General features: G+C 64.7%; 15 protein-coding genes. 9 read left to right on the top strand and 6 right to left on the bottom strand.

The window, feature by feature from the left end; all coding sequences use genetic code 11:
• Positions 1 to 258: 258 nt before the first annotated feature.
• On the bottom strand, positions 259 to 1116 hold the full coding sequence (locus HZB53_07370; GenBank protein ID MBI5877454.1) for a GGDEF domain-containing protein: 858 nt from the start codon (positions 1114 to 1116) through the stop codon (positions 259 to 261).
• A gap of 417 nt (positions 1117 to 1533) precedes the next feature.
• On the opposite strand from HZB53_07370, the gene HZB53_07375 reads away from it, so the two are divergent.
• The 8 genes from HZB53_07375 to HZB53_07410 all read left to right on the top strand — a co-directional run bounded on the left by HZB53_07375 (position 1534) and on the right by HZB53_07410 (position 10127).
• Positions 1534 to 3159, top strand: a complete 1626-nt coding sequence (locus HZB53_07375) for a glycosyltransferase family 39 protein (protein MBI5877455.1) — start codon at positions 1534 to 1536, stop codon at positions 3157 to 3159.
• Positions 3160 to 3444: 285 nt separating this feature from the next.
• Positions 3445 to 3888, top strand: a complete 444-nt coding sequence (locus HZB53_07380; GenBank protein MBI5877456.1) for an OsmC family peroxiredoxin — start codon at positions 3445 to 3447, stop codon at positions 3886 to 3888.
• Between the two features lie 148 nt (positions 3889 to 4036).
• On the top strand, positions 4037 to 5635 hold the full coding sequence (locus tag HZB53_07385; protein ID MBI5877457.1) for a glucose-6-phosphate isomerase: 1599 nt from the start codon (positions 4037 to 4039) through the stop codon (positions 5633 to 5635).
• Between the two features lie 83 nt (positions 5636 to 5718).
• Complete coding sequence (gnd, locus tag HZB53_07390; GenBank protein MBI5877458.1) at positions 5719 to 6624, top strand: decarboxylating 6-phosphogluconate dehydrogenase; 906 nt, start codon at positions 5719 to 5721, stop codon at positions 6622 to 6624.
• Between the two features lie 8 nt (positions 6625 to 6632).
• Complete coding sequence (locus HZB53_07395; protein ID MBI5877459.1) at positions 6633 to 7436, top strand: polysaccharide deacetylase; 804 nt, start codon at positions 6633 to 6635, stop codon at positions 7434 to 7436.
• A complete protein-coding gene (locus tag HZB53_07400; protein ID MBI5877460.1) occupies positions 7433 to 8224 on the top strand; it encodes a polysaccharide deacetylase in 792 nt (263 codons plus the stop codon). Before HZB53_07395 ends, HZB53_07400 begins: the two co-directional genes overlap by 4 nt.
• Before the next feature lie 52 nt (positions 8225 to 8276).
• Complete coding sequence (gene zwf / locus HZB53_07405) at positions 8277 to 9791, top strand: glucose-6-phosphate dehydrogenase (GenBank protein MBI5877461.1); 1515 nt, start codon at positions 8277 to 8279, stop codon at positions 9789 to 9791.
• 3 nt (positions 9792 to 9794) lie between these two features.
• The gene (locus HZB53_07410; protein MBI5877462.1) at positions 9795 to 10127 is read left to right on the top strand and encodes a DUF952 domain-containing protein; all 333 of its coding nucleotides are present in this window, start codon (positions 9795 to 9797) and stop codon (positions 10125 to 10127) included.
• Between the two features lie 72 nt (positions 10128 to 10199).
• Here the strand turns inward: HZB53_07410 and HZB53_07415 are convergent, their stop codons facing one another.
• From HZB53_07415 to HZB53_07435, 5 genes are all read right to left on the bottom strand, one after another.
• Complete coding sequence (locus HZB53_07415; GenBank protein ID MBI5877463.1) at positions 10200 to 11297, bottom strand: DSD1 family PLP-dependent enzyme; 1098 nt, start codon at positions 11295 to 11297, stop codon at positions 10200 to 10202.
• An 83-nt stretch (positions 11298 to 11380) separates the two neighbouring features.
• Complete coding sequence (locus HZB53_07420) at positions 11381 to 12397, bottom strand: ATP-binding cassette domain-containing protein (protein MBI5877464.1); 1017 nt, start codon at positions 12395 to 12397, stop codon at positions 11381 to 11383.
• 8 nt (positions 12398 to 12405) lie between these two features.
• Positions 12406 to 13302, bottom strand: a complete 897-nt coding sequence (locus HZB53_07425; GenBank protein MBI5877465.1) for a DUF692 family protein — start codon at positions 13300 to 13302, stop codon at positions 12406 to 12408.
• Between the two features lie 343 nt (positions 13303 to 13645).
• The gene (locus tag HZB53_07430) at positions 13646 to 14455 is read right to left on the bottom strand and encodes an ABC-2 family transporter protein (GenBank protein MBI5877466.1); all 810 of its coding nucleotides are present in this window, start codon (positions 14453 to 14455) and stop codon (positions 13646 to 13648) included.
• Positions 14455 to 15240, bottom strand: coding sequence for an ABC-2 family transporter protein (locus HZB53_07435; protein ID MBI5877467.1), 786 nt, complete (start codon positions 15238 to 15240; stop codon positions 14455 to 14457). The genes HZB53_07430 and HZB53_07435 overlap by 1 nt, the downstream gene beginning before the upstream one ends.
• A 178-nt stretch (positions 15241 to 15418) precedes the next feature.
• Here HZB53_07435 and HZB53_07440 point away from each other — a divergent pair, with 178 nt between their 5' ends.
• Entirely contained in the window at positions 15419 to 15847 is a 429-nt protein-coding gene (locus HZB53_07440) for an SRPBCC family protein (protein ID MBI5877468.1), read from the top strand.
• Positions 15848 to 16084 lie beyond the last annotated feature (237 nt).

Below are 16084 nucleotides of genomic sequence, written 5' to 3' on the forward strand. Positions count from 1 at the left end.
CAATGCCGGCTTGCTATGAACTTGGCCCTCTGGTGCTTGTCACGCACGCTGGCTCGACAAGTAAGCGGCGTTGCCCTCCCCCCGACCCCCTCCCAACTTTGTTGGGAGGGGGCGACTTTCTAAGGGGAGGTGCGCGGCGGCTGCGCCGCCGCGCACCTCCCCGTTAGCTTTTCCCCTTCTCCCCCGCGCGCGCGGGGGAGAAGGGGCCAGGGGATGAGGGGGCATATTGGCGGCCGACTCCAAAATGAGAATTGCTGGTCAATTGCGGATTGCGTAGCGCGCGTCGTTCTTGGAGCCGCTCTTCACCTCGTACATCAGCGCGTCGGATTGCCGCAGCAGCTCGTCCACGCTGGCCGGCGGCGACGTAAAGGTCATCACGCCGATGCTGAATGTGACCGGGTAGCTGCGCGCGGACATCGCCGCTTCGAGCGCAGCGCGCAGCTTGTCGATGGCGCCGCGCGCCTGCGCGGCGTCCGTCTCCGGCAGCAGCAGGCCGAACTCGTCGCCGCCGAGGCGTGTGACGCTATCGGTGAGCCGCAGGTTGACGCGCATGGTGGCGGCGATCAACCGCAGCAGCTCGTCGCCCCGGCTGTGGCCGTAGCGATCGTTGATCGCCTTGAAGTTGTCCACGTCGATAAACGCCATGGTCAGCGGCCGCGTGTAGCGGCGCGCGCGCCGCAGTTCGGCCTCGGCCGTCTCGGAGAACGCGCGGGCGTTGCCGGCGCCGGTCAGGTGGTCGGTGAGCGCGATCGACTGCGCCTTCTCCAGTTCTTCGCGCAACAAATCCAGGATGAACGCAGTCGGGATCAGGGTCAACAGATTGGCGAGCGCGTTCCAGGCCGCAATGGTCGAGCTGATGCCCAATGCATCGACGAGCGTTTGCTCGCCCAGATACGAGGCAACGGCGCCGCACAGCGCGATCAGGACTCCGGCACGCGGCCCGGCCAGCCAGGTCGTGAAAGCGACCGGCAGCAGGTAGAGCGGGGCGGTGCTGGGCATCATATAGTAGTCCACGAGTCCCAGCAAAGCTGTGACCACGACCCCGGCCAGCGTCACGCGCCATACAGGCCGTCGTTTGGTTCGCCACGCAGAATGTGCGGGTGCTTGCGCGTTCATACCAATGGTCCGAGTGTCATACGGCCCCATTGTAACGCCGAAGCTGCGCCGGTACCAATGAAACGGTCGGCGGCGGCTCTGCTTGGTTTGCAGTTAGCGCACGGCGCCGATCCGTCCGGAAACTGGCGCCGTGAATGGCGGCATCGTGCGCCACTGCACGGCTCGCTCACGCCGGGTCTCCATACGCTTGCTTTGACTGCCGCGCTCACTGGGATGTTGTATAATGTCGCTGGCCGGCCGGCCGAGCGGTGATGGTAACGCCTGTGCCGGCGAGATGTCCACCAACCATTGACGGGCACATGCGGCTCGTGCCGGGGTCGGGCTCTGATTACTCCATCGGAGGTGAGTCAGCGGCCTGTCTCGTATCAGCGCGATCCGCTGTTCTGCGTGTAGCCCGAACCGGAAGCGAAAACCGAGATGCCAACATCGTCCCCGCATCATGTGTTCATACCCATGCAGCACCGCGTGCTAGTATTGCTGGTGCTATGCCTGGGTTTTGCCCTACGCCAGGTGGCGCTGCCGGACATGCCGCCGTTCGTGCACGGCGATGGCGCCAACCTGGCGAAATACTCTCTGCGCGTCGCGCGCGGCGATCAGCCGTGGTATGGTGTGCGCGCTGACGGCGACGCCAACTGGGCATTCCTTCAGTTTGCGCCATACACGCTGCTCGGAAACGATCTCATGGCGTTGCGGTTCATGTCGGCGTGCTGGGGCATGTTGTCTCTGGCCGGCGCATACTACGGAACTCGCCGTCTGTTCGGCGCGCGCGTGGCGCTTTTTGCGCTGTGCCTGATGGCGTCGGGGCACTTGCTGATCCATTTCAGCCGCGCGGCGACGATTGTTATGCCGTCGGTGCTGACCAGTTTCGCGGCGGTCGGTATGTTCCTGCGCGCCCAGGACGCGGACCGTACCGGGCGCGCGCGCTGGACGGCGTTCGCGCTGGCCGGCGCGATTGCCGCCCTCAACCTGTACGAATACGCGGCCGCCAAGGCCGTCTTCTTCGGCCTGGCCGTGCTGTGGGCGACTACGTTCCCGCTCAGGCGCGGGTCGCGCTCGCAGTGGCTCGTGGGAACGGCGGCGCTTGCGGCGGGCGCGGCGGTCGTCGCCGCGCCGATCATCTTTTGGTACGTGCAGCAACCGGGGCAAGTTGGCATCCGGTTCACGGAGTTGAGCGTCCTCAATCCGCGTTACGCCGCGCTCAATCTGAAGTTGTATGGAACGCAAGATAGTCAGACCGTGCTGATCCGCCAGATTATCCGCAGCCTGGGCGGCTTCTTTATCGTGAACGATACCAGCCCCATCTACCGGATTCAGGCGCCGCTCATGGATCTGCCCACGGCCATTCTATCGGCGGTTGGCCTGGTCATCGCCGCCCGGCGGCAAAGGCGGCGCACGCTGGCGCTGGTCGCTTGGCTGATGGCCGGCCTCATAGCGGGCGCCATTTTGTTGATCGAGCCGCCGACCAGTTATCACTACATTGTGCTTGTCCCGCTGGCTATGGTATTCGCGGCGGTCGCGCTGGATGCGATGTTCTCGCGCTGGGTCGGCCGCCTATGGGTGCCGATTATTATCGCCGGCATTGTCGTGCTGAACATCCAAATCTACTTTGCGGACTACCCAACGCAGGGCGCCTGGCATTCGGCGGAGAGCAGCATCGGCTTCTACGCGCGCAAGCATTCGCCGTGCTGTCGTTTTGTATATATCGGCTATCCCGATATGACGCCGCGCGAAATAACGCAGTTGGCGGCGGCGCCCGCCACGGTCGAGTACGTATGGAGCACAGACTACCTCGACACGCAACAAACGGATGTCAGTCGGGACCGGCGCCCATGGGTCTTCTTTGTCACCCTCGACCGGCCGGGGCAATTGGAACTATTGCAGCGGCGCTTTCCACGCAGCCGCGTAGGATTGTACGAAGAGCGTGGCCGTACGATGTTTTGGACCGTTATCGTAGACGATCCACAGGTGGCGAGAAACCCGGCGGTGACTGCGCCTGCCCAGACAGTTCCCTCGCGGTTTGACGGCGCTTTTTCATCACGTTGAAGCAAGTCTGGCCAAGCCAGCCCATGGACGGTCGAGTGTGAATGCCCGTCAGCATCTTTCGTGAATTTCACCCGCAGAGCCAACCGCGCGTTCTTGCCCCCATGAGTGATCGCGGTGTCAACCAGGCCGAGCCGATGCCGGCTACTTGTCGTCGCCCTTCTATGCGCCCCCGCGTCGACGTACACTCCCCTGCGAATGCGCGAGTAGCACGCAGTCCCATTTTCGCTTATTATTACTCTGTCAATATTTGATGCAATCGCGTTCCAACACCCACGGGAGGAAGACATGGTCGACATTCTGCGCACGGGCACGGCAGTCTGGCAGGGCGGCCGCAGCGGCAGCAGCAAGGTTTCGAGCGGCAGCGGCGCGCTGAAGGACGCTCCGGTCAGCGTCGCGTCGCGCTTCGAGCAGGCGGGTGGCACGAACCCCGAAGAGTTGATCGCGTCGGCGCACGCGGCGTGCTTCTCGATGCAGTTCGCGGTGCTGCTCGACCGCAACGGCACGCCGGCGACCGAAGTGAGCACCAAGGCGACGCTGAGCATGAAGCGCCTTGAGACGGGCGGCTGGAAGATCTACAAGATCCAGTTGGACTGCGAAGCGAAGGCAGCCGGCATCGATGCTGCCAAGTTCCAGGAGATCGCGGAGACGGCGAAGAACGTCTGCCCGGTTTCGAACCTGCTAAAACCGGGGCTCGAAGAGATCGTACTGAACGCCGTCCACAAACCGTAGCATTGTAGGGGCGAAGCATCGGCGTGAGGGTGCTCAATAGTGCTGAATCACCCGCCGATGCTTCGCCCCTACTGGCGACGCGCACGGCTTTTGTGCCGCCATCCGAGCGGGTGTAAGATGAACAAGACTACCCCACCTGAGGTGCCCTATGTCGCCCGCCAAACCGTCCGCTGATCGAATCCTCGCCCGCACGCTTGACGACCTGAAGACCCAGAACACCGTTGCCCGCATCTGGCAGAAGGATCACACGGTCTGGAAGCCCGACCCGACCGAACTGGCCAACCGGCTCGGCTGGCTCGACGTGGCCGACCGTGTGTTGGCCGAATTGCCCGCACTCAACGCGTTCGTCGCCGAGATGCGCGCCGCCGGCTATACCGACGCCGTGCTGCTCGGCATGGGCGGTTCGTCGCTGGCGCCGGAAGTGATGCGCCGCACATTCCGCGTCAAGCGCGGTTATTTGCGGTTGCACGTCCTCGACTCGACCGTGCCAGGCTGGGTGGCCGGACTGACGCACAAGCTCGACCCAGAGCGCACTCTGTTCATCGTGTCATCGAAATCCGGCGGCACGATCGAGGTGATGTCGTTCTTCAAGCATTTCTGGGCCTGGTGCGGCCCCGATGCCGGCGCGCACTTCGTCGCCGTGACCGATCCGGACACGAGCCTGCAGAAGTTGGCGACGGAGCGCGGCTTCCGCAAGGTGTTCGTCAACGATCCGAACATCGGCGGCCGCTACTCGGCGCAGTCGTATTTTGGCCTGGCGCCCGCCGCGCTGATGGGCATTGACGTCGGCGAACTCCTGCGACGCGTGCAGTTGATGATGGGGCGCTGCGCGCCGGCCGCGCCGCTCGGCGAGAACCCGGGCGCGACGCTCGGTGCGGTGCTCGGCTCGCTGGCGCTGGCCGGGCGCGACAAACTGACGTTCATCATGTCGCCCGCCATCGCCTCGTTCGGCCTCTGGGCCGAGCAACTGGTCGCGGAGAGCACCGGCAAGGAAGGCAAAGGCATCCTGCCGATCGCGCTCGAACCGACTGCCCCGGCGAGCGCCTACGGCCGTGACCGGCTGTTCGCGTACCTGAAGCTCGAGGGCGACGACAGCGCGCGCACCGATCGGTTAGCCACCGCGCTCGAAAAGGCGGGTCAACCGGTGATCCGCATCGACTTGCAGGACCGCTACGACATCGCGAGCGAGTGGTACCGCTGGGAGTTTGCGACCGCCGTCGCCGGCGCGGTGCTCGGCATCCAGCCGTTCGATCAGCCGAACGTGCAGGAGAGCAAGGACATCACCGGCCGCGTGCTGGTCGACGTGAAGACGAGCGGCGTCACGCCGGTTACTGACACCACTGGTGACCTGAAAGCCATGTTGGCGAAGACGAAGCGCGGCGCCTATGTGGCGCTGATGGCGTATATCCCGCAGTCGCCCGTGGTTGAAGAGGCATTGGACGGCCTGCGCCTGAAGCTGCTCAAGAAATATGGCCTGCCGAACACGATGGGCTACGGGCCGCGCTTTTTGCACTCAACCGGCCAGTACCACAAGGGCGGCCCCAACACCGGCGTCTTCGTGCAATTGGTGGCCGACTGGGGCGCCGATGTGCCGATCCCCGGTGAATCGTATACCTTTAAGGGGCTGGCGGCTGCGCAGTGCGTCGGTGATTTCGAGGCGCTGCGGAAGCACGATCGGCGCGTCGTGCGCGTGAATCTGGGGCGCAACGCCGCGCAGGGCATTCGCGAGCTGACCAAGCAGATCTGAGCGGGTTCGAAAGGCGATAAGCAGACACCGCACAGGTCAGTAAGTCCTGTGCGGTGTCCCTGTTGATGCGAGGGAGAAACACGATGGACATTGGCATGATTGGCCTCGGGCGCATGGGCGCGAATATGACCACGCGCCTGCTGCGCGGCGGGCACCGGGTCGTCGTCTACGACATGCGCCCGGAAGCGGTGGCCGCGTCGGTCAAAGAGGGCGCGGTTGGTGCGGCGTCGCTGTCCGACGTGGCGGCGAAGTTGCCCGCGCCGCGCTCAGTCTGGATCATGGTGCCGGCGGGCCAGCCGACCGAGGACACGCTCAGCGCGCTGCTCGGCGTACTCGGTCAGGGCGACACGATTATCGACGGCGGCAACAGCAACTACAAAGAGTCGCAGAAGCGCGCCGCACGGGTGCAGGCGGCCGGGCTGAACTTCCTCGACGTGGGTACCAGCGGCGGTATCTGGGGCCTGGCCGAGGGCTACAGCCTGATGATCGGCGGTGAACGCACCGTGGCCGAGCGGCACGCGCCGATCTTCGAGACGCTGGCGCCCGCGGTTGACCAGGGCTGGGGCTATATGGGCCCGAATGGCGCGGGACACTTCGTCAAGATGATCCACAACGGGATCGAGTACGGTATGATGCAGGCGTATGCCGAAGGCTTCGAGATACTAAAGGCCAAGACCGAGTTTGACCTGGACCTGCACCAGATCGCCGAGACGTGGCGCGTCGGCAGCGTGGTGCGCTCGTGGCTGCTCGACCTGGCGGCGCGCGCGCTGGCCGACGATCCCGACCTGTCAGCGATCAAGGGTATCGTGGCTGACTCCGGCGAGGGACGCTGGACGGTCGCCGAGGCGATCGATCTCGACGTCTCCGCGCCGGTCATCACGCTGGCGCTGCAGAACCGCCTGCGCTCGCGCAACCCCGACCCGTTTGGCGACAAGCTGCTGGCCGCGCTGCGCAACCAGTTTGGCGGCCACGCTGTGCAGAAGGAGTGACGCGACCCATGGCGTTTCCCATCATGCTCACCTTCGATATGGACGCCGAGTCGACCGTGCTGGCGATCGACCCGGAGAACGCGCGGCGGCCCGGTGTGCTGTCGCCCGGCCAGTACGGGCCGACGGTGGCGGTCTACCGCATCCTCGACATGCTGAAGCAGGAGGGGGTGCCGGCCACCTTCTTCGTGCCGGGCTGGACGGCCGACTATTACCCGGCGGCGATGGAGGCGCTTGTCGCCGCGGGCTGTGAGGTCGGGCATCATGGCTACACGCACACGCTGCCATACGCCTATCCCAGCCGCGACGCCGAGGAAGACGATTTTGTGAAGGGCATCGAGGCGATCGAGCGGCACACCGGCAAGAAGCCGATCGGCTACCGCTCGCCCGCCTGGGACTACTCGCCGCACACGCTCGCGATCATGGAGAAGTACGGCTTCCTGTATTCGACGAACTTTCAGGACTACGATGCGCCGTACATGCAGACGGTGGACGGCCGACCGACGCGCATCGTCGAGTTGCCGGTCTCGTGGCTGACCGACGACATGCCATACTTTGTCTTCCGGCCGCCGTATTACCGCCCGCTGGCGCCGGCCAGCCACCCGTACGAGATCTGGACGGAGGAACTGCGCGGCCTGCACGCCGAAAACAAGATCTTCGTGCTGACGATGCACCCGTATCTGACCGGGCGGCCGAGCCGCATTGCGATGCTCCGGCGCGTGATTGCGTTTGCGCGCTCGCTGGGCAACGTCGAGTTCCGGCAGTGCGGCGAGTATGCGCGCGAGTTCCTGGCCGCGCAGGGAGGCGCACAATGACGTTCCCAATCATGCTGACGTTCGACCTCGACGCGGAGACCGCCGCGCTGGCGATCGACCCGAACAACGTGAACCGTCCCGGCACGCTATCAATCGGCCGCTATGGGCCGAATGTGGCGGTGGCGCGCCTGCTGGCACTGCTGAAGGCCGAGGAGATCCCGGCGACCTGGTTCGTGCCGGGTTGGGTGGTCGATCATTACCCGGCGGCGATCGAACAGATCGTTGCGGCCAGGCACGAGATCGCGCACCACGGCTACACGCATACGCCGCCGGCCAACCTGCCGGACCGCGCCGCCGAGGAAGACGAATTGGTGCGCGGCATCGCGAGCATCGAGAGGGCGACGGGCCGCAAGCCGGTCGGCTACCGCTCGCCGTCGTGGGACTTCTCGGCGCACACGCTCGGCCTGCTGGTGGAGCACGGCTTCGCGTACTCGTCGAACTTCATGAACCATGACGCGCCGTACCGGCACACGCTGGATGGCAAGCCGACGAACTTGGTCGAACTGCCGGTGCAGTGGATGAACGACGACGCGCCGTTCTTCACCTTCCGGCCGCCGTATTACCGGCCGATCCAGCCGCCCAGCCACCCGTTCGAGATCTGGACGGAGGAACTGCGCGGCCTGTACGCCGAGCCGGGCAAAGTCTTTGTGCTGACGATGCACCCGCACCATATCGGACGGCCGAGCGGTGTGGCGCTGTTGAAGCGCTTTATCGCGTTTGCGCGCTCGTTCGGGGATGTGGAGTTCAAGATGTGCACGGATGTGGCGGCCGCTTACGCGGCAACCTAGCGCACCGGTCAACCGCAGCTGTCAAGCATCAAGAGGGAAGGAAGCGTTACATATGTTGGAATCCACGGTGTCCAATAGCATTGTCGCCGATATTCGACACTACCAGGGCAAGCCGGTGACGGTTGTCATCTTCGGCGCGTCAGGCGATCTGACGCACCGCAAGTTGATCCCGGCGCTGTTCAGCCTGTTTTGCAAGAAGCGCCTGCCGGCGGCATTCCACGTGGTCGGTACGGCGCGCACGGTCTTCACGGACGAACAGTTCCGCGCCGCCGCGCGCAAGGATGTAGCCGAATACGGCGAACACCGCTTTAGCGATGACGAGTGGGCGCAGTTCTCGCAAGGTCTCTTCTACGTCCCCGCCGAACGCGATCTGCATGCGGGTTTTGCCGGACTCGACGCGAAGCTGAACGTGCTCGAAGGCACGCCGTCCAATCGTCTGTACTATTTGTCGACGCCGCCCAACCTGTACGAGGAGATCGTCAGCAACCTGTGCGCGGCGGGCATGGTGAGCGAGGATGAGCACGTATGGAAGCGCGTGGTGATCGAAAAGCCGTTCGGCAACGATCTGCCGTCCGCACGCGAGCTGAATGAATCCTTTCACGGGCATATTGACGAGCACCAGATTTACCGCATCGATCATTACCTGGGCAAGGAGACGGTGCAGAACATGCTCGTCTTCCGCTTCGCCAACGCCATCTTCGAGCCGGTCTGGAACCGCAACTACGTCGATCACGTGCAGATCACGGTCGCCGAGAAAGTTGGCATCGAGCACCGCGGCAAGTTCTACGACGACGTCGGCGTGCTCCGCGACATGTTCCAGAATCACCTGATGCAGCTGCTGACGCTGGTCGCCATGGAGCCGCCCTCGTCGTTCGCCGCCGAGGCGCAGCGCAACGAGCGGGGGAAGGTATTGAGCGCGGTGCGGCCCGTGACCGGCAAGGAGGTGCGCGCCAACATGGTGCGCGGGCAGTACCTCGGCTACCGCAACGAGGAGGGCGTCGCGCCGAACACGCAGACGGCAACGTATGCCGCTCTGCGCCTGTTTATCGACAACTGGCGCTGGCAGGGTGTGCCGTTCTACCTGCGCTCCGGCAAGGCGCTGGCCGAGAAGAACACGGTGATCGTCGTGCAGTTCAAGCGCCCGCCGCACTCGATGTTCCCGATGAGCCCCGACCGCGACCTGACGCCGAACCGGCTGGCGATCCGCCTCCAGCCGGACGAGGGCATGCTGCTGCGCTTCGAGGCGAAGGTGCCGGCCACGACCGCCGACATGCGCTCGGTCAACATGGATTTCTCGTATGACGAGTCGTTCGGGCCGAAGGCGATCCCGGAAGCCTACGAGCGGCTCCTGCTCGACGCGCTGCATGGCGACCAGGCGCTCTTCACGCGCAGCGACCAGATCGAGCTGGCCTGGACGCTGATGGATCCGCTGATCGCGGCGTGCAGCACGCCCGACGCGCCGCCGCTGGCGATCTACGAGCAGGGCAGTTGGGGACCGTACCAGGCCGATGAGTTTATGGCGCGCGACGGGCGCGCCTGGGCGACCGGCCGCGCGACGGTGGACTGAACCATGACAATCATCCTGCACATCACCACGCCCGCGCAGTGGGCGGCGGCACAAGCGGAAGGGGCGTATCGCGGCGACACCTTGGCGACCGAAGGGTTCATTCACTGCTCGCGCCCCGAGCAGGCGGCGGGCGTCGGCAACCGCCTTTTCCGTGGCACGCGCGGCCTGATCGTGCTCGTCATCGATCGTGCGCAAGTGACCGCGCCGGTGAAAGACGAGGGGGCCGACGGGGACCTGTTCCCGCACATCTACGGCCCGCTGAACCTCGATGCCGTGACGCACGTCGTGCCGTTCGAGCCGCGCCCTGATGGCGGCTTCGACGCGCCAATCTTGTAGGGGCGAAGCATCGGCACTGCGTGTCTTGTTTTGCGCACGTCACCGCGCCGATGCTTCGCCCCTACGTTGTCATTATTGTGACTGCCCGCGTCCCACGATGTTCCACACCGCCGCCAGGCGGTCGTCCTCCATGACGTAGAAGCGATCATGCAGGTTGATCGTCGTGCAGCCGTGCGTCGGCAGCACCTCGATCTTGTCGCCGATCTTCAGGTTACGCGCCGTGCCTTCGAGCTTGACACGCGCGTGCTCTTCCGACAGTCCCAGCACCGTCGCGCCCTCGACCAGCACGGTCGGCACGCCGAACTCGTTGGTGACCGTCTTCAAGCCGATGTCGATCACGGCCAGATCCTCGGCCGGGCGGCTGACAACCGTCGAGAGGATCGTCAGCGCGGTGTCGAACTCCGAGCCGACCTTCTTGTACTGCGCGTCGCAGGTGACGTATGACCCGGCCTGGATTTCGGTCACGCCCGGAATCTTCATGGTCGCGTGGAACGTGCCGGTGCCGGCGCCGGTCAGCACGCGCGCCGGGATGCCGTTTGCCTCGATGAAGCGGCGCACATCGACCGCCTTCTGCATGTCGGTCGTGGTGCGCGCGTAGCGTTCCTCGACCGGCATGAGGTTCTGCAGGTGCCCCTCGTACGCCTGGATGCCGCCAAAGGCGAGGCCGGGGCTGCCGGCGATCTGCCGCGCCAGTACTAGCGCCTCTTCCGGCGTATTGACGCCGCAGCGGTTCATGCCGATGTTGACCTCGACCAGGCAGCGGATTGTGACACCGGCGGCGGCCGCGGCGGCCGACAGTTCGCTCACGTTGCCGGCGTCGTCTACGGCGACGGCGATCTTGATCTTCTTCGCCAGCGCGACGAGCCGCGCGATCTTGATCGGCCCGATAATCTGGTTGGCGATCAGGATGTCGCCGACGCCGCCAGCGGCGAGCGCCTCGGCCTCGCCGAGCTTGGCGCAGGTGACGCCGACCGCGCCGGCGTCGATCTGCATTCGCGCCACTTCAACCGACTTGTGCGTCTTGGCGTGCGGCCGAAAGGCGACGCCGGTGCCGGCGAAGTATGACGCCATGCGCTTGACGTTGCGCTCTAGCAGCTCGCGATTGATCAACAGGGCGGGCGTGTCAATTTCCGATTTAGGCGCGCCAACCGGCGCGATAGTGGGGGGCATAAGGCTCCTTAAGGAATAGGGGTAAGGCACAAGTCTCGTGGTGCAGAATGAACAGTCAACAGTGAACAGTGGGCAGATGGCTTTCACCGTTCACTGTTCACTGTTGACTGTTCACTTTCGTTCGCCAGCAATCGCTCTTCATAGATCCGCCGCACCGTGTCCTCGATCTGCGGTTCGCGGACGGACAGGTCGGCGATCTTGTAGCGTGCGGATAAGCGGCTGATCAACTCCGACGCGCTGATCGCCTCGCGGGCGAAGCGGTACGTCGCCTGCAGGCCGTCGCGCGCCGCCACGCGCGCACCGTCAACGGATACATCATCGTATGTCTCAGCGAAGTCTACGACCAACTCGCGCTCGCCGCCAAATCGGCGCAGGAGGTCGTCGAGCAGGCCATCGAACAGCACGCGCCCGTGGTCGATCATCAATACCCGCTCGCACAGCTTCTGCACGTCCGACAGGTCGTGCGTCGTCAGGATCACGGTGGTCTGCCGCTCGCGGTTGACCTGCGCGATGAACTGCCGCACGCGTTCCTTGGCGACCACGTCGAGGCCGATGGTCGGCTCGTCCAGGAACACGACGTCGGGGTCGTGCAGGAAGGCGGCCGCCAGGTTGGCGCGCATCATCTGCCCGAGCGACAGCGAGCGCACCGGCGTCTGCAGGAACTCGTCGAGCGCCAGCAGGTCGCGGAAGTAGTCGATGTTCTGCCGGAAGCGCGCCGGCGGCACGCGATAGATATGCCGCAGCAGGTCGAGCGACTCGATGACCGGCAGGTCCCACCAGAGCGTATTGCGCTGTCCGAACACCGCGCCGATGTGCGCGACGTGTGCTTTACGTTCGCGCCACGGCACGCGCCCGCCGACGCGCAGTTCACCCGACGTCGGTACGAGGATGCCGGTCAGCATCTTGAGCGTGGTGGACTTGCCCGCGCCGTTGGGGCCAAGATAGCCGACCAGTTCGCCGCGCGCGATGTCGAACGAAACGTCGTCCACGGCCTTGACGACCCGGAAATCGCCGGAGAACAGGCTGCGGAACGCCCCGAGCACGCCGCCGCGCTGCTTGTAGAGCTTGAACTCCTTGCGCAGGTCGCGCACCGCGATCAATGCGTCGCTCACGGTGCCTCTTTGTGCACGAGCGCGTAGAGGCGCGGCGCCTCGTCCAGGAATGGCGTCGCTTCCGCAATCGTCTCCCACAGGCTGCCGACGCCACCGACCTCGTGTGACACCGACCACGGCTCGGCCCACGCGCCGGCGCGTACCTGTCCCAAAGCCCACGCCAGATGCTCATAATCGATTTCGGTCATCGGCAAGTGATCCATCCATTGCCCGGCGAACTGGGCGACTGTTCGTTCCTCGACGCCCATTTGCCGTGCCCGCGTTGCCAATGCCTCGCCGAACACCTGCATGCCGGTTACGTGAATTTCCCGCAGGCGGCCAACTGGCAGCATCTCCGTGTACGTGCGCGCGTCCGCGCCCAGTTGCTTCGCCGCCAGCCGCGCATGCGACAGGTCGAGCAGGAAGCCGCAGTTGGTCTCGCGCACGATCGCGTGGAACGTCTCCGGCATGATCGTCAGCCGCAGGCCCGTGCCTTTGGCAGCGTGATCGTTCTCGATCATGATGCGCTCCGCGCCGAAGCGCTCGAGCAGTGGGCGCATGTCGCTCAGCGCGGCCTCGACCAGACGGTCGCGGTGCGCAGGCGCGTCGCTCTCGGGCGGAATGTCGGGGCGCTCCGTCGCGCGCACGCCGAGGTGTACGTTGACGAACGGTGTGCCAGTCTGTACCAACAGCCGCTCGATGCGCTCCAGGTCGGCCGGCGCGCGCTCGTCGAAATCGTACGGTATGCCGCGCCCGTAGCCGACTGCCAGCGGGAAATGCACATAGGCCGCGTGCACGCCTTGTGCCTCCGCGATCAGATCGGGCCAGGCCGGGCATTTGAAGCGGTCGAGCGTCACGCGCCCGTCACGCACCAGTGCGGCCAGCGGCCGCGAGTAGTTGATGGAGAGGTTCATAGACAACGGACATGACAACGGACAATCAAACGGACAAACGGACGTGACAACGGACCTTTAACGGACAAACGGACGGGCCAACGGACACGCAACGGACGCCGCGTCGCTGGCGGATGCGTCCGTTTGTCCGTTCGGTATCCATTGTCTACGGGCTTTCAACGGACAATCGGGCGGGACAACGGATACGCAACGGACGCCGTATCGCTTGCGGATGTGTCCGTTTGTCCTTTCTGTAGCCATTGTCTACGGACAATCAAACGGACAAACGGACGGGACAACGGATACGCAACGGACGCCGCGTCGCTGGCGGATGCGTCCGTTTGTCCGTTCCGCGTCCGTTGTCTCAGGTGCCCGTCGAAGCATACTTCCGCACGCCGAAGTTCCAAAACGCGAATGCGAGCGCCAGCATGCCGATGCCCGCCAGCGGCGCGAGGAACGACATGAGTGGCGCCATCCCGGTCGGATCAGGCTTGTCCAGGAAAAACAGCGCCGGGTAGTAGATGATCAGCGCCGACGGGATGACGAACGTGAAGAAGCGGCGCATCCACTCGGCGTAAATGTGCATCGGGTACGACAGCATGTAGGTGCCGCCGTACGTGAAGATGTTGATGACCTCGATCGATTCGACCGTCCAGAAGCAGATCGTCGCGCCGACGACGAACAGCGCGCCGAAGAACAGGATCGCGCTGGTGAAGACGACCGGCAGATACAGGAGCTTTGCGACGGTCCATGTGATGGGCAACTGCGACAACGCCAGCGCGAAAATCGCCGCGCCGTTCAGGATGCGCCCCAGCCGGCGCACGACAAACTCGGCGGTGAACATCTGCAGCGGCAGGCCGAGCGGCCGCAGCAGGAACTGGTCGAATGTGCCGCGCTGGATCTGCGCGCCGAAGAACGACGGGTCGAACCCGCTGAACAGCATGTCCATGCAGCCAAACGCCGTTTCGACCAGGCCGTACAGGAACGCGACCTCGCCGATCGTCCAGCCGCCGATGGTGCCGAAGCGGGTGAAAACGAGCCAGAGCGCGGTGAACTCGACGAACGTTGTGAACCCGGCGCCAAGCGTGTCCATCACGAACGAGACGCGATACTGCATCTGAGCGCGGATGCGCAGGCCGATGAGCCGGAAGTAGAGCGCGAGCGTGCGCGGCATCAGCCCCCCTGGATCACCAGTTTGCGCACGCCGAGCGCCAGCACGCTCTGCGCGCACGCCGCGAGCACGACGAACCAGAACGCCTGCTGGACGAGCGCGAACGGCAGGACCTCGACCGGCACGATGCCGAGATAGATCTCGATCGGCGTGTTGACCATCGCCGGGAACGGCGTCAGGCGCATGAGCGACCCGGCCCAGTCCGGCATGAGCGCGATCGGCATCAGGAAGCCGGACAGGAACGTGGCGAGGCTCATGGCGAAGCGGGAAACGCCGACCGCGTCCTGCGACCAGAACGCCGTGAGGCTGTACAGGAAGCGCCAGGCGAAGCTGCACAGCAGGGCCAGCGCCAGCGACAGGATCGTGGCCAGCCAGTGCGCGGCGCTGGGCGGCAGCACGATCGGGAAGAAGATCGCCATCAAGATCATGATCGTCACGCCGCGCAGCAGGAACTGCGCCAGCCCGCGCCCGATATCGCGCATGCACCAGTATGTGAAATAGTCGATCGGCCGCGCCAGGTCGCCGCCGATGTCGCCGGTGCGGATGCTGTTGACGACGTCCCACCAGCCCCAGGTGGCGATGATGCCGATCAACGCCTGCGTCAGCGCGACGTAGGTCACGACACCGGGGATCGTATAGCCTGCGACGCTGTCGCGCGCGCCGAACAGCGCCGTCATAATGTAGGCGTGCAGGACGCCGAAGAAGGCGTTGGTGGCCAGCCCGGCGAGCGCGGCCGCGCGATACGTCATCTGGCGGCGAAACGACAGGCGAATGAGCGCGAGGTGCATGGCAAATTGAGATTCTACTGCCTGCGCGGCCAGATGGCGAATTGCGCGGTGGCGTTAGGGATGACTGCCACAGCGTGCCCAGATGGTGCCTGGTCATGTCTCATGTGTCCGTTGTCCAGTTTGGCTCTCTTTTCCACCCAAGTTATCCTGAATGCATCTCAACATTCGGGAGGGACGAATGGCCAGTGTGTCTTCCAGTGCGACGATCAACCAGCCGGTGGAGAAGGTGTTCGCGTATGTGACGGCCGCCGACAACCACAAGGCGTGGCAGGCCGGCATCCTCGACGTGAAGGTGACGCCGCCGGGCACGCCCGCCGTCGGCTCGATCTACCACTACACGACCGAGGTGATGGGCCGCAAGATGGAGACCCAACTGCAGATCTCGGCACTTGAAGCAAACCACAAGTGGGCGATCAAGACGACCGGCGTGGCGCGCCCGGTCGAGACGGTCTACCTGTTCGAGGCAGCCGGCGCCGGCACCAAGCTCACGATCTCGATGGAACTGTCCGGCGGTTACCCGGCCGCCGCCGAGGGCATGATCAAGCAGCAGATGCAGAAATCGCTCGACGAGCAGGGGCACCGCGTGAAGCAGATGCTCGAAAAGTAGCGTGCGGCTCGCCCGTGTTCGTCATGCCGGCATGATTCTGGCCCGCATCCACGGCTGGCGGACGATTTTCGACTGACACCAAGTCTCGTTTGAGTGGATGCCGGCTAACTACTTGCCGGCATGACGTTCTAGCGTATGTGTGTCTTACCCGCTTGTTTAATTTTGACACTCCATCGCGCTCCTGCTATACTTTCGACCGCAACCGCAGCTTATCTGACGAGAGGAGGCATCCACCCA

The sequence above is a fragment of the Chloroflexota bacterium genome, assembly GCA_016235055.1.
GTDB lineage: Bacteria > Chloroflexota > Anaerolineae > JACRMK01 > JACRMK01 > JACRMK01.

Bases quoted from the DNA above. Each gene is read 5' to 3' on its own strand.
- HZB53_07370 (MBI5877454.1), bottom strand. From the start codon at position 1,116: ATGAACGCGCAAGCACCCGCACATTCTGCGTGGCGAACCAAACGACGG.
- HZB53_07375 (MBI5877455.1), top strand. From the start codon at position 1,534: ATGCCAACATCGTCCCCGCATCATGTGTTCATACCCATGCAGCACCGC.
- HZB53_07380 (MBI5877456.1), top strand. From the start codon at position 3,445: ATGGTCGACATTCTGCGCACGGGCACGGCAGTCTGGCAGGGCGGCCGC.
- HZB53_07385 (MBI5877457.1), top strand. From the start codon at position 4,037: ATGTCGCCCGCCAAACCGTCCGCTGATCGAATCCTCGCCCGCACGCTT.
- gnd (MBI5877458.1), top strand. From the start codon at position 5,719: ATGGACATTGGCATGATTGGCCTCGGGCGCATGGGCGCGAATATGACC.
- HZB53_07395 (MBI5877459.1), top strand. From the start codon at position 6,633: ATGGCGTTTCCCATCATGCTCACCTTCGATATGGACGCCGAGTCGACC.
- HZB53_07400 (MBI5877460.1), top strand. From the start codon at position 7,433: ATGACGTTCCCAATCATGCTGACGTTCGACCTCGACGCGGAGACCGCC.
- zwf (MBI5877461.1), top strand. From the start codon at position 8,277: ATGTTGGAATCCACGGTGTCCAATAGCATTGTCGCCGATATTCGACAC.
- HZB53_07410 (MBI5877462.1), top strand. From the start codon at position 9,795: ATGACAATCATCCTGCACATCACCACGCCCGCGCAGTGGGCGGCGGCA.
- HZB53_07415 (MBI5877463.1), bottom strand. From the start codon at position 11,297: ATGCCCCCCACTATCGCGCCGGTTGGCGCGCCTAAATCGGAAATTGAC.
- HZB53_07425 (MBI5877465.1), bottom strand. From the start codon at position 13,302: ATGAACCTCTCCATCAACTACTCGCGGCCGCTGGCCGCACTGGTGCGT.
- HZB53_07430 (MBI5877466.1), bottom strand. From the start codon at position 14,455: ATGCCGCGCACGCTCGCGCTCTACTTCCGGCTCATCGGCCTGCGCATC.
- HZB53_07435 (MBI5877467.1), bottom strand. From the start codon at position 15,240: ATGCACCTCGCGCTCATTCGCCTGTCGTTTCGCCGCCAGATGACGTAT.
- HZB53_07440 (MBI5877468.1), top strand. From the start codon at position 15,419: ATGGCCAGTGTGTCTTCCAGTGCGACGATCAACCAGCCGGTGGAGAAG.